General features: G+C 52.4%; 17 protein-coding genes and 4 tRNA genes. 3 read left to right on the plus strand and 18 right to left on the minus strand.

Going from position 1 to position 20,975, the window contains the following annotated elements; all coding sequences use genetic code 11:
• Positions 1–124: 124 nt before the first annotated feature.
• The 7 genes from clpX to DS878_RS06185 all read right to left on the minus strand — a co-directional run bounded on the left by clpX (position 125) and on the right by DS878_RS06185 (position 4,407).
• Entirely contained in the window at positions 125–1,408 is a 1,284-nt protein-coding gene (gene clpX, locus DS878_RS06155; RefSeq protein ID WP_113815095.1) for an ATP-dependent Clp protease ATP-binding subunit ClpX, read from the minus strand.
• A gap of 78 nt (positions 1,409–1,486) precedes the next feature.
• Positions 1,487–2,122, minus strand: a complete 636-nt coding sequence (gene clpP / locus DS878_RS06160; protein WP_113815096.1) for an ATP-dependent Clp endopeptidase proteolytic subunit ClpP — start codon at positions 2,120–2,122, stop codon at positions 1,487–1,489.
• Positions 2,123–2,308: 186 nt separating this feature from the next.
• Positions 2,309–3,613 carry a trigger factor gene (gene tig, locus DS878_RS06165; RefSeq protein ID WP_113815097.1) on the minus strand — a complete coding sequence of 435 codons (1,305 nt, stop codon included), beginning with the start codon at positions 3,611–3,613 and terminating at the stop codon, positions 2,309–2,311.
• Positions 3,614–3,891: 278 nt separating this feature from the next.
• Positions 3,892–3,976: transfer RNA gene (locus DS878_RS06170), tRNA-Leu, on the minus strand.
• A 75-nt stretch (positions 3,977–4,051) separates the two neighbouring features.
• Positions 4,052–4,127: transfer RNA gene (locus tag DS878_RS06175), tRNA-His, on the minus strand.
• Between the two features lie 94 nt (positions 4,128–4,221).
• Positions 4,222–4,298: transfer RNA gene (locus tag DS878_RS06180), tRNA-Arg, on the minus strand.
• Between the two features lie 32 nt (positions 4,299–4,330).
• Positions 4,331–4,407: transfer RNA gene (locus DS878_RS06185), tRNA-Pro, on the minus strand.
• A 226-nt stretch (positions 4,408–4,633) separates the two neighbouring features.
• Between DS878_RS06185 and folD the strand changes: the two genes are divergently transcribed.
• Positions 4,634–5,491 (plus strand): bifunctional methylenetetrahydrofolate dehydrogenase/methenyltetrahydrofolate cyclohydrolase FolD, encoded by an 858-nt coding sequence (gene folD / locus DS878_RS06190; RefSeq protein WP_113815098.1) that lies wholly within the window; start codon positions 4,634–4,636, stop codon positions 5,489–5,491.
• Between the two features lie 80 nt (positions 5,492–5,571).
• Here the strand turns inward: folD and DS878_RS06195 are convergent, their stop codons facing one another.
• The 3 genes from DS878_RS06195 to DS878_RS06205 all read right to left on the minus strand — a co-directional run bounded on the left by DS878_RS06195 (position 5,572) and on the right by DS878_RS06205 (position 10,964).
• Positions 5,572–7,752, minus strand: coding sequence for a malate synthase G (locus tag DS878_RS06195; protein ID WP_113815099.1), 2,181 nt, complete (start codon positions 7,750–7,752; stop codon positions 5,572–5,574).
• A 136-nt stretch (positions 7,753–7,888) separates the two neighbouring features.
• The gene (gene cysS / locus DS878_RS06200; protein WP_113815100.1) at positions 7,889–9,277 is read right to left on the minus strand and encodes a cysteine--tRNA ligase; all 1,389 of its coding nucleotides are present in this window, start codon (positions 9,275–9,277) and stop codon (positions 7,889–7,891) included.
• Between the two features lie 16 nt (positions 9,278–9,293).
• On the minus strand, positions 9,294–10,964 hold the full coding sequence (locus tag DS878_RS06205; RefSeq protein ID WP_113815101.1) for a glutamine--tRNA ligase/YqeY domain fusion protein: 1,671 nt from the start codon (positions 10,962–10,964) through the stop codon (positions 9,294–9,296).
• 135 nt (positions 10,965–11,099) lie between these two features.
• Here DS878_RS06205 and DS878_RS06210 point away from each other — a divergent pair, with 135 nt between their 5' ends.
• Positions 11,100–11,609, plus strand: coding sequence for a peptidylprolyl isomerase (locus DS878_RS06210; protein ID WP_113815102.1), 510 nt, complete (start codon positions 11,100–11,102; stop codon positions 11,607–11,609).
• Positions 11,606–12,331 (plus strand): UDP-2,3-diacylglucosamine diphosphatase, encoded by a 726-nt coding sequence (locus DS878_RS06215; RefSeq protein WP_113815103.1) that lies wholly within the window; start codon positions 11,606–11,608, stop codon positions 12,329–12,331. The genes DS878_RS06210 and DS878_RS06215 overlap by 4 nt, the downstream gene beginning before the upstream one ends.
• A 56-nt stretch (positions 12,332–12,387) precedes the next feature.
• On the opposite strand, the gene DS878_RS06220 is transcribed toward DS878_RS06215, so the two are convergent.
• The 8 genes from DS878_RS06220 to DS878_RS06255 form a co-directional block, all read right to left on the minus strand.
• Positions 12,388–13,167 carry an amino acid ABC transporter ATP-binding protein gene (locus DS878_RS06220; protein WP_187298748.1) on the minus strand — a complete coding sequence of 260 codons (780 nt, stop codon included), beginning with the start codon at positions 13,165–13,167 and terminating at the stop codon, positions 12,388–12,390.
• 10 nt (positions 13,168–13,177) lie between these two features.
• Positions 13,178–14,266: an amino acid ABC transporter permease gene (locus DS878_RS06225; RefSeq protein WP_410003458.1), complete on the minus strand. Its 1,089-nt coding sequence runs from the start codon at positions 14,264–14,266 to the stop codon at positions 13,178–13,180.
• Positions 14,263–15,450, minus strand: a complete 1,188-nt coding sequence (locus DS878_RS06230; RefSeq protein WP_113815442.1) for an amino acid ABC transporter permease — start codon at positions 15,448–15,450, stop codon at positions 14,263–14,265. The genes DS878_RS06225 and DS878_RS06230 overlap by 4 nt, the downstream gene beginning before the upstream one ends.
• Before the next feature lie 90 nt (positions 15,451–15,540).
• Positions 15,541–16,566, minus strand: coding sequence for an amino acid ABC transporter substrate-binding protein (locus DS878_RS06235; RefSeq protein ID WP_113815105.1), 1,026 nt, complete (start codon positions 16,564–16,566; stop codon positions 15,541–15,543).
• 269 nt (positions 16,567–16,835) lie between these two features.
• On the minus strand, positions 16,836–17,741 hold the full coding sequence (locus DS878_RS06240) for a hypothetical protein (protein ID WP_113815106.1): 906 nt from the start codon (positions 17,739–17,741) through the stop codon (positions 16,836–16,838).
• Between the two features lie 31 nt (positions 17,742–17,772).
• Positions 17,773–18,981, minus strand: a complete 1,209-nt coding sequence (locus DS878_RS06245; RefSeq protein WP_113815107.1) for an ABC transporter permease — start codon at positions 18,979–18,981, stop codon at positions 17,773–17,775.
• Positions 18,978–19,730, minus strand: coding sequence for an ABC transporter ATP-binding protein (locus tag DS878_RS06250; protein WP_261977636.1), 753 nt, complete (start codon positions 19,728–19,730; stop codon positions 18,978–18,980). Before DS878_RS06250 ends, DS878_RS06245 begins: the two co-directional genes overlap by 4 nt.
• Positions 19,723–20,973, minus strand: a complete 1,251-nt coding sequence (locus DS878_RS06255; RefSeq protein ID WP_113815108.1) for an efflux RND transporter periplasmic adaptor subunit — start codon at positions 20,971–20,973, stop codon at positions 19,723–19,725. Before DS878_RS06255 ends, DS878_RS06250 begins: the two co-directional genes overlap by 8 nt.
• Positions 20,974–20,975: the final 2 nt, after the last annotated feature.

Consider the following 20,975-nt stretch of genomic DNA (forward strand, 5'->3'; position numbering starts at 1 on the left):
GGGCAACTGCCGTAATTGCAATATCTTTACCAAACAACACAACACTGAGTCTTACTGGTACAAACCAACAAAAAAGGGGCGTTCCCGCCCCTTTTTTGTTTATCGCTCAGCAGTGACAACCTGGTCAGTCATCAGGCACAGCTTTGGCGTGATCTGAGTTCGCGTATATCTTGAAAGGCTCTGAATCCCCCCGGATAACACTCTCGTCAATCACAACTTTTGAAATATCATGCTCTGACGGAATCTGGTACATGGTATCAAGCAAGGTCGCCTCCATGATGGAGCGAAGGCCACGAGCCCCAGTCTTACGTTCCAGAGCCTTGCCGGCAACAGCACGCAACGCCTCGTCACGGAAATCAAGCTCCACGCCTTCCATGTCGAACAGCTTCTGGTACTGCTTGGTCAGAGAGTTTTTCGGCTCTGTTAAAATCTGGACCAGAGCATCTTCATCAAGCTCGTTGAGCGTTGCAACCACTGGCAAGCGGCCAACAAACTCGGGGATCAGGCCATATTTGACGAGGTCCTCTGTTTCAACGTTCTTGATAACGTCTCCCGTATTCTTGGAATCATCACGGGTGGCAACCGCAGCCGAGAAGCCAATACTGCTCTTTTCAGTACGGTCCCGGATTACCTTGTCCAGCCCGGCAAAGGCTCCGCCACAGATAAACAGCATATTGCCCGTATCAACCTGCAAGAATTCCTGCTGCGGGTGTTTACGGCCTCCCTGGGGAGGTACTGAAGCAACCGTGCCTTCAATCAGCTTCAGCAGAGCCTGCTGAACGCCCTCACCCGAAACATCACGGGTAATTGAAGGGTTGTCGGACTTGCGCGAGATCTTGTCGATCTCATCGATATAGACAATGCCCCGCTGGGCTTTTTCTACATCGTAGTCACACTTCTGCAGCAACTTCTGGATGATGTTCTCTACATCTTCACCCACGTAGCCTGCTTCTGTAAGCGTGGTGGCATCCGCGATGGTAAAGGGAACATTAAGCATTCGGGCCAGAGTTTCGGCCAACAGTGTCTTACCACTACCTGTGGGGCCGATCAGCAGAATATTGCTCTTGCCAAGCTCAACATCAGCTTTGCCTTCACCGTAACGGAGGCGCTTGTAATGGTTATAGACTGCGACCGAGAGAACCACCTTGGCGCGGTCCTGGCCGATAACATACTCATCCAGCGTATTGCGGATTTCAGCCGGTGTAGGAAGGCGATCACTCGGCTCCTCCTGTGCATTTTCCTGAATTTCTTCACGGATAATATCGTTGCACAGGTCGACACACTCGTCGCAGATGAACACCGAAGGCCCTGCAATGAGCTTACGGACTTCATGCTGGCTCTTTCCACAAAACGAGCAGTAGAGCAACTTGCCGTTATCGTCGCCTCTGCCGTTTTTTTCATCTGCCATTGAAATACCTCTGATCTCGTTTTGCCGGCACTTCAGATATAAATGCGCCGGCCAGGGGTGATGCAATTACTACCAGTATTATTTATTCGACACTCGCTTATCAAGTATCGTGTCAATCAGCCCATACTCTTTTGCCTGTGTCGGATCCATGAAATTGTCACGATCCGTATCCCGGGAGATAGTTTCAAGGTCCTGACCAGTATGATGGGCCAGAATTGAATTCAGGGTATGACGAATCTTGAGAATTTCGCGAGTATGGATTTCGATATCCGTTGCCTGCCCCTGATAACCACCCAGAGGCTGATGAATCATGACCCGCGAATTGGGCAGACATGCCCGCTTCCCGGCGGCACCGCCAGCCAGCAGGAAGGCACCCATACTAGCGGCCTGCCCTACACACAGTGTTGAAACATCCGGCTTGATGAACTGCATGGTGTCGTATATAGACATACCTGCTGTCACTGAGCCGCCAGGGCTATTGATGTATAGGTGAATATCTTTGTCCGGGTTTTCGGACTCAAGGAACAGAAGCTGCGCCACAATCAGGTTGGCCATGTGATCTTCCACCTGCCCAACCATGAAGATCACCCGCTCCTTAAGCAGTCGGGAATAAATATCAAACGAACGCTCCCCGCGGGCAGTCTGCTCGATAACCATCGGCACGAGACCGGAACTGGTAACCATTGCCGGACCATCAATTGGTTTCTGCATCATGATGCGCCTGAACTCCTTATGGAAAAATGGGGCGTGGCGTTAACCCACGGCATCTTCAGTATTCTTGCATCTTGTACTTTGCCAGCCGGAAATCAAGATGAAAACAGCCGGACGTGCCGGCTGTTACCTCAATTCGGCCAGCGGTGCCTGAGGTGAATTCACCCCGGCACCATCACACAGCCTGTATCAGCGCTGGGGTTGCCCTGCCTGAATGGCCTCTTCGTACTTAACTTTCTTTTCTGTAACCGTAGCTTGAGAAAGCACAAAATCAACAACCTGATCTTCCAGCACAGAAGACTCGATCTGACTTTTCTGCTCCGGGTTGCTGTTGAAGTGTGCAACAACCTCTTCAGGCTGCTCATAGGTTGAAGCAATCTCCTGGATTTTTTCGTCAACCTTGGCAGGATCTACTTTCAGATCATTGGCTTTCACCACTTCCTGGAACAAGAGGCCGGTTTTTACACGACGCTCAGCCTGCTCCTGGAAAATTTCTTTCGGCAACTGTTTGAAGTCCACCTGACCACCAAAGCGCTGAACAGCCTCCTGGCGCAGACGGTCGATTTCCTGATCAGAGAGAGCAGCAGGAATGTCGACTTCAGTCGTTTCCAGCAGACCATCAACAACGTCATTTTTAACCTTGTTAGACAGAGCCTGCTTGAGCTCGCGCTCCATGTTTTTCTTCACTTCTTCACGGAATGCAGCTTCGTCTTCAGCTTCAATACCGAATTTGGTGAAAAATTCTGCGTCCAGTTCCGGCAACTGAGGCTCTTCAACTTCATGAATCTTGATTTCAAATTTTGCCGGTTTACCCTTGAGTTCTTCGTTGTGATAGTCCTCAGGGAAAGTCACTTCGATCTCAAGCTCTTCGCCTGCTTTACCGCCGACGATAGCTTTTTCGAAGCCCGGGATCATCTGATTGGAGCCCAGAGTAAGCTTGTGACCTTCAGCAGCCCCGCCTTCAAATTCTTCTCCGTCGATAAAGCCCTTGAAGTCAATGGTCAGTACGTCCTTGTTTTTGGACTTACGCTTGACGCTCTTCATGGTGGCCTGCTGACGACGCAGGTTATCGATCATGGTGTCGATATCCTTGTCAGTGATTTCAGCTGCCAGCTTCTCGATAGAGACCTTGCTCAGGTCACCCAGTTCAATTTCTGGAAGAACTTCGAAAATGGCAACAAATTCGAGATCCTTGCCGGCTTCCATGGTTTTCGGCTCAAGCTTGGGCCAGCCAGCAGGATTGATATCCTGCTCCTGCAGCGCCTTGATGTAGTTGTCGCGCATGATTTCGCCGACAATTTCCTGGCGCACGCTGTCACCGAAACGACGCTTGACCACGCTCATGGGCACCTTCCCAGGGCGGAAACCGTTCAGGCGCACGGTACGCGCAGTTTCCTGCAGGCGTTTCTGAACTGCCTGTTCAATTTCCTGGGCGGGCACACCAATCGTCATGCGACGCTCGATGTTGGACGTCGTTTCTACAGACACTTGCATGGAAGATCCTCAAATTTCGGGTTCGGTATGTGAATTAAATTAAAACCAAAGTCCATTCCTGAATGACTTCCACGGAAAGGACCCAAAATTAAAAGCCGGTAGTTTATCACGGTTTACCCTGACGAGAGAATCACCTGGCCCGGGTAGTTTCAGGGTTTGTGATCACAGCGACGATTCAAGAACGGAATTGGGGGCAAAAACAGATAAACAAAGGGGTCAGCCCCACAAATGCCCAAAATAAAAAAAAGCGCCTGGAATAAATCCAGGCGCTTTTGAAATGGTACTCCGGGAGGGACTTGAACCCCCACGCCTTGCGGCAACAGGACCTAAACCTATCGTGTCTACCAATTCCACCACCGGAGCTGAAAACTTTTAAAAGCAGAGCGTTGACCGCGAAGATCATAAATCTGAAAACTGCGGAAAACACCTTCAAGAAAGTGGGGTGGACGAAGGGGATCGAACCCTCGACCGCAGGAGTCACAATCCTGAGCTCTACCAACTGAGCTACGTCCACCATATCGGGATATGCTTTCGGCACATCAAAAACAACTACCGACCTTCAACTTTGCTGACGGAAATCCAGGTTTTGATCAAGCCGGCGGCTTTAATGGCGCGCCCGGCAGGACTCGAACCTGCGACCCTCGGCTTAGAAGGCCGATGCTCTATCCAGCTGAGCTACGGGCGCTTGACCGTCGGCCTAGCTGAACATTCAGAAAATGGTCGGGGTAGAGAGATTCGAACTCCCGACATCCTGCTCCCAAAGCAGGCGCGCTACCAGACTGCGCTATACCCCGTTTAAACTGAACTACATGTGCTTCAGCAAAGTTGGCGCGCATATTACCGTCGCCAAATGGTTCCGTCAACAAAGAAAATGAAATTCTCTCCCGAATCAGCAGTTTCATGACCATTCTTTTCTGCAGCAATGCCGGCACCCACCCTTTCCCCAATTGGAGTTAAGCTGCAAGCGTGAGACAATCCCTCTCCTCTTATTTAACCAATGCCCAACCGACAAGACGAATCATGAGCGCCAAACTGATTAATGGAAAAGAAATTGCTGCGGCCGTCAGAGAACAAGTTGCATCCGGCGTAGAAGCCCGTATCAGCAAGGGCCTGAGAGCCCCTGGCCTGGCTGTAGTACTGGTGGGAAACGACCCCGCCTCTGAAATATATGTAGGCAGCAAGCGCAAAGCCTGCGATGCCGCAGGCATCCTCTCACTATCTTACGATCTCCCGTCAGATACTTCTCAGCAGGCTCTTGAAGCTCTGATTGATGAACTGAACGAAAACCCTGCCGTAGATGGCATATTGGTACAGCTTCCGCTGCCAGATCACCTGGATGCCGACCCCATTCTGTTAAAAATTCGTCCTGACAAGGATGTTGATGGTTTTCACCCCTACAACATCGGTCGCCTGGTGCAGCGCAAGCCTGCCCTGAGACCCTGCACGCCGGCAGGCGTGATAACTCTGCTCGATAGCGTCAATACCCCGTACAAAGGCCAGCACGCCGTCATTGTGGGCGCATCCAATATCGTAGGTCGCCCGATGACCATGGAACTGCTGCTCAAAGGCGCAACCATAACGGTTTGTCATCGTTTTACTCCGGACCTGGAGAAATATGTACGTGATGCTGACATACTGATCGCAGCCGTGGGTAAGCCAGGCCTGATCAAGGGGGACTGGGTAAAGCCCGGAGCAACAGTAATTGATGTGGGCATTAACCGCATGGAAAACGGAAAACTGCAAGGGGACGTCGACTTTGAAGCTGCCTCAGCCCGTGCCGCCTACATCACGCCCGTACCGGGAGGTGTCGGCCCGATGACCATTGCCACACTTCTGCAAAATACCCTGTATGCAGCAAATGAACTGCACAAGGAATGATCCCGCAGCGCCCTGAGCACTGAATGAGGTAAGCACCACAAAAAAACCCGCCGAAGCGGGTTTTTTTGTTTCGGCAGCTATTACTGACCAAACTTCTCTTTCGCTTTCAGGCGATAAGCATGCAACAACGGCTCTGTGTAGCCATTCGGCTGCTCACGACCTTTAAGAACCAGATCCATGGCAGCCTGGAAGGCTATGCTGTCTGCATAGTCCGGGGCCATGTTCCGGTATCCAGGATCGCCTGCATTTTGCGTGTCGACGACCTTGGCCATGCGCTTCATGGTTTCTTCAATCTGCTCTTTCGTACAGATACCGTGGTACAGCCAGTTGGTCAGAAGCTGTGAGGAGATCCGCAGAGTGGCGCGATCTTCCATCAGGCCGACATCATTGATGTCCGGCACCTTGGAACAGCCAACACCACTATCAATCCAGCGCACAACGTAGCCGAGAATACCCTGGGCATTGTTATCCAGCTCCTGCTGGATATCGGCCGCTGACAAACTGGATGGATCGTCCATTACAGGTACAGTGAGGATGTCATCCAGGTTGGCACGCGTCCGGCTCTCAAGCTCCTTCTGGATGTCGGCTACAGAGACCTGATGATAGTGAGTCGCGTGCAAGGTCGCCGCTGTAGGCGATGGAACCCATGCAGTGCTGGCACCAGCCTTGGGATGACCAATTTTCTGCACAAGCATGTCTGCCATCAGATCCGGCATGGCCCACATGCCTTTACCAATCTGGGCAACACCACGGAATCCGGTTTCCAGACCAATATCCACGTTCCACTGCTCATAAGCACCGATCCATGCCGCCTGTTTCATCTCACCCTTGCGAATGAATGGTCCAAGCTCCATAGATGTGTGGATTTCATCACCAGTGCGATCGAGGAAGCCCGTGTTAATGAACACCGCACGATCCCTGGCCTCATGAATACAGGCTTTGAGGTTAACCGTAGTACGGCGCTCTTCGTCCATAATGCCAATCTTCAGAGTGAAGCGCGGCAGACCCAGAGCATCTTCAACACGACCAAAGAATTCATTGGTGAATGCTACCTCTTCAGGGCCGTGCATCTTCGGTTTTACGATGTAGACAGAGCCCGTAGTGCTGTTCTGAAAACGACCGTTGCCTTTGAGGTCGTGAATGGAAATCAGACCAGTCAGGAGTCCGTCCATCAAACCTTCAGGAACCTCAGAGCCATCTTTCAGAAGTACGGCAGGGTTGGTCATCAGATGCCCAACATTACGGATAAACATCAGGCTACGGCCTTTCAGTTTCAGCTCGCTGCCATCAGCTGCAGTGTATACACGATCCGGGTTCATTTTGCGTGTCAGGCGCTGGCCACCTTTTTCAAAGCTTTCTTCCAGATCACCTTTCAGCAGACCAAGCCAGTTACTGTAAGCCAGCGTTTTGTCGGCAGCATCTACTGCAGCGACGGAATCTTCACAGTCCATAATGGTTGTCAGCGCAGATTCCATCAGCACGTCTTTTACATGCGCCCCGTCATCTTTTCCAATCGGATGGCTGGCATCAATCTGGATTTCGAAATGCATGCCATTCTTGACCAGAAGAATTCCGGTAGGAGCATCTGCAGCACCTGTGTAACCAACAAAACCGGATTCATCTTTCAGACCGGTAACATCACCGTTCTGCATTTTGACAACCAGTTTGCCTCCGGCAACCTGGTACAGGGCCGCATCTTTGTGGCTACCGGCGGCCAGGGGAGCAGAGTTGTCCAGCAAATTGCGGGCAAACTCAATAACCCTGGCGCCACGCACCGGGTTGTAGCCGCGACCTTTTTCTGCTCCATCTTCTTCAGAAATAGCGTCGGTGCCATACAGGGCATCGTAAAGACTACCCCAGCGCGCATTCGCCGCATTCAGAGCAAAGCGAGCATTCATAATCGGAACCACGAGCTGAGGGCCAGCCATGGTCGCAACTTCAGGATCAACATTAGCTGTAGAAATCCGGAAATCTGCGGGTTCATCCACCAGATAACCGATATCCTTCAGGAAGGACTTGTAAGCAGCCATGTCCAGCTTCTGGCCTTTGTGATCCCGGTTCCAGCTGTCCATTTTTTCCTGAATTGCATCGCGCTTGGCGAGAAGCTCGCGGTTACGCGGTGCCAGATCGTTGACGATCTTGTCGAATTCCGCCCAGAATTTTTCGGCATCCACGCCGGTGCCCGGAATTGCTTCGTTATTCACGAAGTCATACAAATTCTTTGCGACCTGAATGCCGCCGAGTTGTACGCGCTCTGTCATCGTTCTTAGCCTCAGTGGGTTAGCCCTGCCCCGAAAGCCGCTCAGCGGTCGGGGCCGGTAAAATTGGTGGCCGCATTGTACGGGAAATTCCGTATAACGTCATATTCCGGAATACAACACGACCATGGTAATAGCGTCAGCTGCGCCGCCAGCTTGTTCCTTCGCGGGAATCATCCAGAATAATGCCCTGCTCCAACAGCTCATCCCGAATACGATCAGCGCCGGCAAAGTCTCTGGCCTTACGGGCATCCGCTCGGGCCTGAATTTTCGCTTCGATATCTTCTGCGGTCAGTTCGCCTCCGGCATCTGCCTGAAAAAATGCATCCGGATCCTGCTGTAACAGGCCGAGCACATCACCAAGCCTGATCATGACAGCTGCAGCCTTCTGCGCCTCTTCAGTCCGACCTTCACGGCGGTGCTGATTGATATCATTGGCCAGTGCGTGCAGAACCGAAATAGCGCCAGCGCAGTTGAAGTCATCATCCATCAACTCCACAAAACGTCTGTCGTGATCCGTTTCCGGCACATCATCGGGGTTCGCTGGTTCAATCCCGCGTAAAGCATGATAAAGCCTGGCCAGTGATCGCCCTGCTTCAACAAGGTTATCTTCAGAATAGTCGACCTGGCTGCGATAGTGGCTGGAAACCAGGAAGAAGCGCACCACCTCCGGCGGATAGGTTTCCAGAATCTCCCGTATGGTGAAAAAGTTACCCAAGGACTTGGACATCTTTTCCTTGTTCACACGAATCGCGCCAGCATGCATCCAGACATTTACATACGTGTGGCCTGACGCACATTCAGACTGGGCAATTTCATTTTCGTGATGGGGGAACCGCAGATCCGGCCCGCCACCATGAATATCGAAGGTTTCGCCCAGGCAACGCTTCGACATGGCGGAACACTCTATGTGCCAACCCGGGCGACCATTACCCCATGGAGAAGGCCAGCTTACTTCGCCTTCACCAGCCGCCTTCCACAATGCAAAATCAGCAGGGCTGCGCTTGGCTTCCTGTACGTCAATGCGCGCTCCCGCAAGAAGATCTTCCAGCTTTTTCTTGCTGAGTTTTCCGTAGCCTTTAAACGACTCAACAGAAAAATACACGTCTCCGTTATCGGCAACGTAGGCGTGCTCAGACGCAATAAGCGTGCTGATCATGGCGATAATGTCGGAGATGTGGTCCGTTGCCCGGGGCTCTGCACTGGGAGGAAGAACCCCAAGACGGGCCTCATCTTCATGCATGGCAGCGATCATACGCTCGGTGAGCTCCGTATAGGGCTCACCGTTTTCCTCAGCCCGCCGGAGTATCTTGTCGTCGATGTCAGTGATATTTCGCACGTAAGTTACATCGTAGCCACGATTGCGCAGGTAACGGGTGATCACATCAAATGCCACCAGCACCCGGGCGTGGCCCAGGTGACAGTAGTCATAAACCGTCATCCCGCACACGTACATGCGAACCTTTCCCGGCTCAATAGGCGTAAAGACTTCTTTTTCCTGAGTAAGCGTATTGTAAATTCTGATCAAAGCTCTGGCCTCACGATTACTTACCCCAGGAATCCCTCAAGGTAACGGTGCGATTGAATACCGGCTTGCCGGCGGCGGCGGTCAGCTCCTGATCACAGAAAAAATACCCTTCCCGCTCAAACTGATAAGGCAGATCGGTTTGAGGCTTTGCCAGGCTTCGCTCTACCCTTGCATCCTTGAGAACAACAAGCGACTGAGGATTGATGTGATCGGTCAAATCTCCGTCCTTGTCACTATCCGGTGACTCGTGGTTGAACAGACGGTCATAGAGATTGATATCACAGCACACGCTGTCGTTCGCTGAAACCCAGTGAATAACACCCTTGGGCTTGTAACCCTCCGGGTTGACACCCAGAGTAGCCGGATCGTATTCACAGAGTAGCTCTACAATCTCGCCGCTGGCATCCCGGACAACTTCCTTGCAAGTGACAACATAACCACCACGCAGACGAACCGCCTGATCAGGTGCCAGACGCTTCCATTTACGCGGCACCTCTTCAATGAAATCTTCCCGATCGATATACAGGGTCTGACTCCAGGTCACTTCACGCTGGCCCATATCAGGATTCTGCGGATGGACCGGCAATACCAGGGTTTCGGTTTTATCGGCCGGATAGTTGGTAAGTGTCACTTTCAGCGGATGCATGACACACATGGCGCGGGGCGCACGGGTGTTAAGATCCTCCCGGATGGCGAACTCCAGCATACCCATATCGACGGTACCACCGGCTTTGTTCACTCCGATCATGTCACAGAAGGCGCGCACGGATTCAGGTGTATATCCTCGGCGACGCATGCCTGAAATGGTTGGCATACGCGGATCATCCCAGCCATCGACCAAACGCTCATCTACCAGCTGCTTGAGCTTGCGCTTGCTGGTAATTGTGTAATTCAGGTTAAGACGGGCGAACTCAATCTGCCGCGGGTGACAGGGAACAGTGATGTTATCCAGAACCCAGTCGTACAGAGGGCGATGATCTTCAAACTCCAGAGTACACAGGGAGTGGGTAACACCTTCCATTGCATCCGATATGGGATGAGTGAAGTCGTACATCGGGTAGATGCACCATTTATTACCAGTCTGGTGATGCTCGGCGTAACGAATACGATACAGAATAGGGTCCCGCAGATTCATATTGGGGGATGCCATATCGATTTTGGCCCGTAACACCAGTTCCCCACTCTCAAACTTACCGTCACGCATATCACGGAAAAGCTTCAGATTTTCCGCAACAGGACGATCACGGTAGGGGCTGTCTTTTCCTGGCTCTTTCAGACTGCCACGGTATTCCGCCATCTGGTCAGCCGACAAGGCACACACATATGCCTTGCCTTTCTCGATCAGTTCTTCTGCAAAGTAATATATGGCGTCAAAGTAATCGGAGGCATAACGCACATCGCCTGCCCAGGTATAACCCAGCCATTCGACATCCTTTTTGATGGCATCGATGTATTCCTGGCTCTCCTTCTCCGGATTGGTATCGTCAAACCGGAGATTACACTCGCCGGAAAATGTCTCCGCTATACCGAAGTTAAGGCAGATGGATTTGGCATGACCGACATGCAAGTAACCATTGGGCTCAGGCGGGAAACGTGTCACCACCTTGCCTGTCTGCTCACCTTTGCTAATGGCGTCTTCAATCAGGCTCTGAATAAAGTTATGGGCTTTCTTCGACTCGGCGCTCATACAGTCTCTGTTAAAAGAAGTGGGTCGTAAACCGGCTATTATACTCATAAATCGGGTCCAGACTCATGCATCACGGGAAACTCTTGCGTACAATAACGGCTTAACCGATTACACCTCAACGAACAGGACCCCCTGATGATTCTGCTGACAACCAATCACGGTGATATCAAGCTCGAACTGGATTACGAAAAAGCCCCTGAAACCGCAAAGAACTTCGAACAGTACGTTCGCGACGGCTTTTACGATGGCCTGATTTTTCACAGGGTAATCAGCAATTTCATGGTTCAGGGCGGCGGTTTTGAACCAGGCATGACCGCACGAAAAACCCGCGAGCCCATCAAAAACGAGGCAGATAACGGCCTGAGCAACATGCAGGGCACGGTTGCCATGGCACGTACCATGGACCCTCATTCGGCAACGGCACAGTTCTTCATCAACGTAGAAAACAATGGTTTTCTGGATCACACTGCAAAAAATGCAGAAGGCTGGGGCTACTGTGTGTTCGGCAAGGTTGTTGAAGGCATGGATACGGTCAACGCCATTCGCGCTGTGCGCACAACCATGAACGCAGGCCATCAGGATGTACCCTTCGAAGACGTGGTAATTCTGAAAGCCAGCGTTATAGAGGACGGAGACGCAGCGTGACCACGCTGTTTATCTCCGATCTTCACCTGGAAGAGTCACGCCCCGATATTACAGGGGCGTTTCTCGGCTTTCTGGAAAAAGAAGCGCCCGGTGCGGAACAGCTGTACATCCTTGGTGACTTTTTCGAGGCATGGATCGGTGATGATGAACGCACACCTCTGCAAGAACAGGTCGCTGCAGCTCTACGCACTCTGAGTAAAAACGGCACCCGGATCTTCCTGATGCATGGAAACCGGGACTTTCTGCTGGGTGAAGATTTTTGCGAACGGGCCGGCGCAGCATTGCTCGACGACCCTACAGTGATAGACCTGTACGGCACACCTACCCTGCTGATGCACGGTGACAGCCTTTGCACCGCTGATGTTCAATATCAGAAATTTCGCGCCAACATGCGCAACCCGCAGACACAAAAGCTTATTCTGGCCCGCCCTCTCAAAGATCGTCAGCAAATGGCGCGACAGCTCCGGGAAATGAGCATGGCCACGAATAGCAATAAAGCGGAGGACATCATGGATGTCACGCCGGAGGAAGTGGTGCGGGTCATGGAGACCAATAATGTGTCACAACTTATCCATGGTCACACCCACAGGCCCGCAGAGCACAGCCTGGAAGTAAACGGTAAAACCGCACAACGGATTGTTCTGGGTGACTGGGATAAAAACCTGTGGTGGCTGGAGGCGCAACCAGGGCAAAAACCCGAGTTAAAAAAAGCGCCCCTCTGAGTGCACCTTCTTCCTGGAGAGCCCGGCAACGAGCCCCCGGGAAGAGTTTTGGCTCATTAGTGCTGCAGAATCTGTTGCAGAAACTGCTGGGTCCGCGCTTCTCTGGGATTGCTGAAAAACTCGCTGGGCGGGGCTTCTTCCACTATCTCACCTCCGTCCATGAAGATCACTCTGTCGGCGACAGTCTTGGCAAATCCCATTTCATGGGTAACGCAGATCATCGTCATGCCGCTGCCCGCGAGTTCAATCATAACGTCCAGAACTTCCTTAATCATTTCCGGATCAAGTGCTGACGTAGGCTCATCAAACAACATGATTTTGGGTTTCATGCAAAGAGCCCTGGCAATGGCCACCCGTTGTTGCTGGCCTCCGGATAGCTGACCCGGATATTTGTTGGCCTGATCTGGAATCTTTACCCGCTCAAGGTACTCCATGGCACACGCTTCAGCCTCCCGCCGGGGGGTCTTGCGAACCCATATGGGCGATAGACAGCAGTTCTCAAGCACAGTGAGGTGCGGGAACAGATTAAAGTGCTGAAACACCATCCCTACTTCACGACGTACGCTGTCTATATGGCGAACATCATCTGTGAGCTCAACGTCGTCAACAATAATCCTGCCCTGCTGATGTTCTTCAAGACGGTTGATACAGCGGATAAACGTAGATTTCCCTGAACCTGAAGGGCCACAGATTACTATGCGCTCACCCTGATCAATCGTCAGGTTCAGATCCTTGAGAACGTGGAAGTTGCCATACCATTTATGCATGCCTTCCACACGAATAATGCCCGGCTTATTAACGGCCTGCACATCTTTGGATTCAGTGTGTTGTGTCATAGTCTCACCATCAGGTTTTGTGACCAGTATCAAGCTTTCGTTCAAGGTTCTGGCTGTAACGGGAAATACCAAAACAGAACACCCAGAAACAGAAAGCCACGAAGACATACCCCTCTATCGCAACGTTCTGCCAGGCCGGATCTGCGATTGTTGACTGAACAGCTCCCAGAATGTCAAAAAGGCCGATAATCAACACCAGCGTGGTGTCCTTGAACAGTGATATAAACGTATTCACTATCCCGGGAATAACCAGCTTCAGTGCCTGAGGCAGAATAACCAGCCCCATCTTGCGCCAATATCCCAGACCCAGAGCATTAGCCGCTTCATACTGCCCCCGCGGAATAGCCTGAAGTCCGCCTCTTATCACTTCTGCCATATAGGCGGACTGCCACAAGGTGATGCCAATCAGAGCCCGCGCCAGTTTCTCGAAGCTCACACCGTCCGGAAGAAACAAGGGCAACATCACAGACGCCATGAACAGTACTGTAATCAGCGGTACTGCCCGCCAGACCTCGATAAACACTACGCAAAGCCCCCGGATAACAGGCATATCCGACCGGCGCCCGAGGGCTAGCAGGACTCCGATAGGCAAAGACGCCAGGATGCCGATGTAGGCCAGGATAAGCGTGAGCATCAAGCCACCCCATTTCGAGCTACCTACCTCTTCCAACCCCAGAATTCCACCCGGGATCAGTACGCAGCCAATAATGGGGAGGCCGGTCATACCGAAGATTCCGAGCCATTTCCGGCCCGGGAACCGCTCGATAAACTGGGGAACAAACGCAGCCGCCAACAGGGCAAACATGATATCTACCCGCCACTGAAACTCGTCGGGGTAGAATCCGTAGATGAAAAAATTCAGGCGCTGCTTAACGAACAGCCAGCAGGCACCCGCCTCCACACAGTCGTCCGGCCCACTGCCCTGGAACGTGGCGTCGAATATCAGCCAGTTCAGCAAGGGCCCGACACTGGTGATCAGCAGATAGCCAACAGCCAGCGTAAGGAGAGAGTTGAACCAGTTGGAAAACAGATGCGTCCGCATCCATTTGACCGGTGCCAGTTTCTTTATGGGAGGCCTGATCATAGATTCAGTCATCATCGCTCCTTGATCGCCACGGCACGGTTATACAGATTCATGAACAGCGAAATCAGCAAACTGATGGTGAGGTAGACCGCCATCGTAATAGCAACAACCTCCACTGCCTGACCTGTCTGGTTCAAGGTGGTACCCATAAACACGGCAACCAGGTCCGGATAGCCTATGGCAGTTGCAAGCGAGGAATTTTTCACCAGGTTCAGGTACTGGCTGGTCAGAGGCGGAATGATCACCCGCATAGCCTGGGGAATAACCACCAGCCTCAGTGTCAAACCATTTGGCAGACCCAGGGCTTTCGACGCTTCGGTCTGCCCCTGACTCACAGACAGGATGCCCGAGCGCACGATTTCCGCGATAAAGCTGGCAGTGTAGAGTGAAAGCGCAATCCACAAAGCCACCAGTTCCGGAATGAGAGTAATACCACCGCCAAAATTAAACCCTTTGAGCGCGGGCAAATCCCATTCCAGCGGTCGTCCCGCAATGAAATATGCAACAAGAGGCAAGAGGATCAGAAGCGCGATGCTGACCTTGAACGTCGGGAAAATATCTCCGGTAGCCAGCTGACGTTTTTTTGCCCATACCCTGACGCCCACAACCGCCACAAGGGCCAGGACAACCGCGCCCCAAACCAGGCCAAAGCCATCCTGGAGCACCGGCCCGGGCAAATACAGACCACGGTTATTCAGAAACAGCGCACCACCAACCTCGACGCTTTGTCTTGGCGACGGGAGATTACTCAGAACTGCGAAGTACCAGAAAAAGATTTGTAGCAGAAGAGGTATATTTCGAATGATTTCTATGTAGACGAGTGCAACTTTGGCTACGAGCCAGTTGCTGGACAAACGTGCGACACCAATCACGAAACCCAGTATGGTTGCCGTAACGATGCCCATGGCCGACACCAGCAGTGTATTGGTCAGGCCTACCCAGAAGGTTCGACCGTATGACATGGTGGCGTCGTACGGAACCAGGTGCATGATAATGCCGAACCCGGCAGACTCACCAAGGAACCCGAATCCGGTACTGATTCCCCGACTCTGCATATTAGAGAGTGTATTGTCGATCAGCACCCAACCGACCCAGAATACTGCGGCCAGCGATATAACCTGGAAAAAAAGAGCTCGAACCCGCGGGTCGTACAAAGGCTTAGGCCCGGTGGGTCTGGAATCAATGGTTTGTTTTTTCATACCTCGCCCCGAAAAGCTTCCCTGCAAAAACAGCATCACAGTTAACCCCGGAGGTATCACGCGGACACCTCCGGAGCAGCATTTCAGGTATTAGCGTACTGGCGGTGCGTATAGAATGCCGCCGTCTGTCCAGAGAGCGTTGATACCGCGCTCAAGGCCAAGAGGTGTATCAGGGCCCACATTGCGGTTGTACATTTCGGCATAGTTGCCAACCTGCTTCACAATGGCATAACCAAAGTCATCCGGAAGCCCCAGCTTGGCGCCCATATCACCATCCGTTCCCAGCAGGCGCTGCACGCTCGGATTATCTGATTTCAGCATGTCATCAACGTTAGCCATCGTCAGACCCAGCTCCTCGGCATTAATCTGGACGTTCAGCACCCATTTGACAATATTGAACCACTGATCATCCCCCTGGCGCACAACTGGACCAAGAGGCTCTTTAGAAATGGTGTTCGGCAGAATTTTTGCACTACCCGGATCCGAGAGTTTGGATCGCAAAGCAGCGAGCTGAGAGCGGTCAGATGTCAGCACATCACATCGTCCTGCCGCAAAACCCTGAACGGTCTGTTCGGACGTATCGAAGACGATAGGCTTGAACTCCATTCCCTTGGTCCGGAAATAGTCAGACAGATTCAGTTCGGTGGTTGTACCCGCCTGGATACACACAGTGGCGCCATCAAGCTGCGTCGCATCGTCCACACCAATGTCCTTGTTCACAAGGAAGCCTTGCCCGTCGTAATAGTTCACACCAGCAAAGTTAAGCCCCAGCGACACGTCCCGGGTAAGAGTCCAGGTAGTATTTCTGGACAGCATGTCAATTTCACCGGACTGCAATGCTGTGAAACGCTCCTTGGCGGTCAGAGGAGTAAATTCCACGGCCTTGGCATCGCCGAATATCGCCGCAGCTACCGCACGGCATGTATCAACGTCAATTCCCGTCCAGGCACCTTTCTCATCCGGCTGCGAAAACCCGGGAAGACCACTGGTCACACCACACTGAAGGTGGCCTTTTTCCTTTACGCTTTCCAGAGTAGTTGCAGCGAAAACGCTTGTCGTCGTAAGTGCACTTGCACAAAAAGCTATACCAAGGGCTACTGATGTCATGCTTTTCATTGTCGTTTCTCCGAACGTTTGCGGGTTACTTCGTAATAGCTGACGGGTAACTACCCCAGCAAATTACGAGCCACGCAGGGCAAGTTATTGATTGTTATTCATTATTTTCACTTTCCCAGCTCCGACCGCCACTCTGGAGCAGTTAAGCCAACAATCCAGCCCCAAAATGGCACACGTCGCCAAAAGCGCCGCGCCATTTTGAGACAAGAGGAAGGAGCCTTGTTATCAAGGTAGATCAAAGTTCGGAAATGTAACTAACTTTTAGCAGATTATTCCGCTGAACTGACGTCATCATCTGGTTCTGTATAGGTTTCCAGACGCTTCAGCCAGCCTTTCAGCCAACGGTTTTTTTCAATCGGATCATCCGCGTTGTCAGCCCTTCTGGTGAGAACCTTTGCTGCAGCTTTGCGAAACCGCTCCAACGTTGTGGATTCCGGGTCGGGCTCCATGGCAAGCAGCACCTGCCTAAGCCCCCAGCCCTCGCCGTTATAGCGTTCGGCATCTGAAAGACCTTCGCCTTTGAAGTTCACATAATCCATCAAGGCATAGGTTCCGCCAGGGGTACGGCTGAGAGCTTCCAGATCAGCTTGCACCTGTTCCTGCCGGTTTTCAGGCACAGACTCGACAATCTGAGCGAGTGAGGACTTTGCCCGCCGGAAAATAAACTCCGCCTGAATACCCTGCGTGCCAGCCAGGAACTCCCGCAACTCCGCAATCCTGACCGAATTATTGACAGCCTCAAAAGATTGCTTGTCTGGCCAGGGCGCATCAAATGGCTCAAGCTCTCTCAACCATAGGGGAATGTTGAGCTGGCGCTGTTTCATGTACTCAATGAGCGCAGGAAAACTTTCCACGAAACGTTCATTAACCCCTTCTGGGTACCAGATAAAGTGACCAACTCCGAGCGACGGGAAGGCCTCGCCATCATTCCAGTGAACAAGACACTGAAACTGCCCTGCACATTCATTCTGAAATATTTTCTGGCCCACCCAATCCAGCTGAGCAGGCTTCAGGACAAGAGAGATATCACTGACAGTTTCTTTGGGTGCGCGGGGCGGCGCACCCGGACCGTCAGGTTCCGCTTGATGACTACTGCTGGAATCGCTTGCCGAATCACACCCTGAAAACAGCAATGTACCCGCCAGCAAAAACGACCAGAATATTTTGTCAGTCACTAAACCACCTCATCTATAGCCGGGCTAGTCATTACTCATGGCGAAGAGCATCAATAGGATTGAGCCGTGCGGCTTTGCGCGCGGGGAAGTATCCGAAAACAACGCCTATCACCACAGAAAAAGAGAACCCGAGCAGCATAACTCCAGGAGCAAGTACAAAGGGCATATCAAGCCGGGACGTCACTAACCAGGTTCCGCCAATACCCAGTATCAATCCGATTATGCCGCCCAGAGTCGACAATGCTATGGATTCAACCAGAAACTGTGTCAGCACATCCCGGGTTCTGGCGCCTATGGCAAGACGGATTCCGATTTCCCGGGTGCGTTCTGTGACTGACACCAGCATGATGTTCATGATCCCTATGCCGCCTACCAGCAAACTGACCGCAGCAATGGCACCGAGCAGAATGGTCATGGTGTTTGTGGTACTGGCCAGGGCGTTTGCAATATCCTGAGTATCACGAACATAGAAGTCATCGTCCTTCGGAGAATCAATATGTCTGCGCTGACGCAGCAATGATTCAATCTCTTTTTGCACTCTACTGGTGCTGCCGTCAATAAGTGCCGACACGTAAATAGTGTGCACATCAAGGCTTCCCAGCAATCGGCGCTGCACAGCTTTTACAGGCATGAGAATGGTTTTGTCACGATCCTGCCCCATTGACTGCCCTTTCTCTTCAAGAACGCCGATCACCCTGCATGCCGTACGCCCGACACGAAGAGTTGTACCAAGGGGTTCCTGACCAAGATACATCTCATCAATCAGCGTTGTTCCGATGATGCATACTGCAGATCCCGCATTCAGTTCGTCCTGATCAAACATCCGCCCATATGCAATACCGTGATTACGCACAGCAAAATAGTTGTTGTCTGTTCCAGTCACCGAAATCGTCTCGTTAGCATTACCGATGACGACAGTCGGACTGACAGTAACTGCCGGGGCAACAAGGATGTCCGGCACTTCCTGCGCCACAGCCTGTACGTCCTCAAGATCAAAAGGTTCCGCCGTTGTCCGTATGCCGCCGGGTCCACGTTGCGCGGTACCGGGCATAACAAATAGAAGGTTAGAGCCGATACTGGCTATTTCATCTGTAACACTGCGGGTGGCGGACTGGCCAAGGTGAACCATGGCCACCACACTTCCGACACCAATAATGATGCCCAGAGTGGTCAGAAACGAACGCAGCTTGTTCCTGACAATGGCCTGAAAAGCCATAACAAGGATGTCGAGCCATCTCATGACAAGACCTCTTCCGGGGTACCATCCTTCACCAGTTTCCCATCGGTAAAGTACAGGACTCTTTCAGCGTAACGGGCGATATCCGGCTCATGGGTCACCATAATGATAGTAATACCGCGTTCAGCGCGTATCTGGGCCAGCTGAGTCATGATGTCGTCAGCCATGGCCGTATCCAGATTTCCGGTAGGCTCATCTGCCAGCAACACCGGGGGCTCTGTCACCAGTGCCCGGGCTATGGCAACCCGCTGCTGCTGTCCACCAGAAAGCTGGCTGGGCGTAGCAGCTTCACGACCGGACAGGCCGACAGTTCTCAATGCTTCGCTGGCCCGGGACCTGCGCACAGCGCGCCTGACTCCCCCATATATCAATGGCAATTCCACATTGGCGAGAGCGCTGACCCGGGGTAGAAGATTGAAACTCTGAAAAACAAATCCCATGAAATGACGGCGCAGGAGAGCCAGTTCATCACGGTCCAGGCTGCCCACATTCACTCCCCGGAAAAGGAATTCACCGGTCGAGGGAACATCAAGGCAACCGATCATATTCATGCAGGTGGATTTACCGGACCCGCTGGGCCCCATGATAGCGACAAACTCACCATCCCTGATTGTAAGATCTATCCCATCCAGTGCCCTGACTTCAGTGGATCCACTGCCATAGATCCTGGAAATGTTACGCATCCGGATAACAGCCGGCGCTGAATCCGTCAGCGTCGGGTCATCAGTTTCCCGCTGAGCGTCACTAGTCAACAGAGCCTCGCACTATGCCAGTCAGTATCTCGTCGCCTTCCGAGAGCTCGTCGCTCAGAACTTCAGTGTACTGGCCATCGGTATAGCCACTACGGACGAGCACCCGCCGTGGTTGATCCTCTTCGAGCACCCAAAGGGTATTTGAAGATCCCGACGCCCCCTCACTGGTTCGCCCTGCAGGATGGCTGAACAAACCACTGTTCTGTGATTCAGACGCAGGGGGTGTAAAACGAAACGCAAGGTTAGGCACTCTTAAAACCTGCTCACGCTGGCCGGTAGTAATGGTTGCTGTTGCGGTCATGCCCGGCTGCAGAAGATGTTCGGAATTATCGACAGCCAGGACAGTGGTATAGGTAACCACATTATTTTCAACGGTGGGGTACAGATAGACCTTCACCACCTCAGCCTCAAACTCTCTGCCCGACCAGGCGTCCACGGTAAACGTCGCGAACTGGCCGGCTTTCACCAACCCCACGTCCGCTTCATCCATTGATACGTGGAGTTCCATCTGTCCCAGATCCTCTGCAAGCAGAAAAAGCACAGGCGTCTGAAAGTTTGCAGCTACCGTTGCTCCGGGCTCGATACTGCGCTGCAACACCACGCCGTCAATAGGCGAAGTGATAACAGCCTTTTCAAGCCGGGTGCGGGCCTGAGATACAGCAGCCTCAGCCTGGCGAACAGTTGCACGCGCATAGGCTGACCTGGCTTCAGCACGCTTGCGCGTAGCAACAGCTTTATCCAGCGTAGCCTGAGGCGACATTTCCCGCTGAACCAGAGACTCGGTTCTGCGTTCGTCTATCAAAGCCTCATCGAGAGTAGCCGCAGCCTCGGCCAGGGATGCACGAGCCAACTCAAGGCCCGCCGTCGCCTGCAACAATGCCACTTCAAGTTCTTCGGTATCAAAACGAGCCAGAACCTGGCCCTTGTGAATTTCATCGTTTTCGGAAACCAGTACTTCACTGACAAGGCCAGATATCTCAGCGCCCACTGAAACTTCGCTTTTGGGCTGCAGATTCCCCGTCGCCATGGCAGTGAGCACCATATCGGCCCGGTCCAGCTTGTAGGTCTGCCACTGTATCCGGGTATCTTCAGGCCAGAACCACCATACCAGTCCCGCAATGAAAACAGCTCCGACAACAATCCAGATCAGGGTGCTGAACTGCCCCCGCTTTTTTTCCGCACGGATGACAGAGTTAACTTCCTCAGCCATGCTTTTCAGAGAAGGATCATTGTCAGGCGTCATCA

Origin of the sequence: Marinobacter sp. F3R11 (genome assembly GCF_003318275.1) — a bacterium.
Classification (GTDB): Bacteria; Pseudomonadota; Gammaproteobacteria; order Pseudomonadales; family Oleiphilaceae; genus Marinobacter.

Coding starts and splice junctions, on each gene's coding strand:
- clpX (WP_113815095.1), bottom strand. CDS start 1,408: ATGGCAGATGAAAAAAACGGCAGAGGCGACGATAACGGCAAGTTGCTC.
- clpP (WP_113815096.1), bottom strand. CDS start 2,122: ATGATGCAGAAACCAATTGATGGTCCGGCAATGGTTACCAGTTCCGGT.
- tig (WP_113815097.1), bottom strand. CDS start 3,613: ATGCAAGTGTCTGTAGAAACGACGTCCAACATCGAGCGTCGCATGACG.
- folD (WP_113815098.1), top strand. CDS start 4,634: ATGAGCGCCAAACTGATTAATGGAAAAGAAATTGCTGCGGCCGTCAGA.
- DS878_RS06195 (WP_113815099.1), bottom strand. CDS start 7,752: ATGACAGAGCGCGTACAACTCGGCGGCATTCAGGTCGCAAAGAATTTG.
- DS878_RS06205 (WP_113815101.1), bottom strand. CDS start 10,964: ATGAGCGCCGAGTCGAAGAAAGCCCATAACTTTATTCAGAGCCTGATT.
- DS878_RS06210 (WP_113815102.1), top strand. CDS start 11,100: ATGATTCTGCTGACAACCAATCACGGTGATATCAAGCTCGAACTGGAT.
- DS878_RS06220 (WP_187298748.1), bottom strand. CDS start 13,167: ATGACACAACACACTGAATCCAAAGATGTGCAGGCCGTTAATAAGCCG.
- DS878_RS06225 (WP_410003458.1), bottom strand. CDS start 14,266: ATGATGACTGAATCTATGATCAGGCCTCCCATAAAGAAACTGGCACCG.
- DS878_RS06230 (WP_113815442.1), bottom strand. CDS start 15,450: ATGAAAAAACAAACCATTGATTCCAGACCCACCGGGCCTAAGCCTTTG.
- DS878_RS06235 (WP_113815105.1), bottom strand. CDS start 16,566: ATGAAAAGCATGACATCAGTAGCCCTTGGTATAGCTTTTTGTGCAAGT.
- DS878_RS06245 (WP_113815107.1), bottom strand. CDS start 18,981: ATGAGATGGCTCGACATCCTTGTTATGGCTTTTCAGGCCATTGTCAGG.
- DS878_RS06255 (WP_113815108.1), bottom strand. CDS start 20,973: ATGACGCCTGACAATGATCCTTCTCTGAAAAGCATGGCTGAGGAAGTT.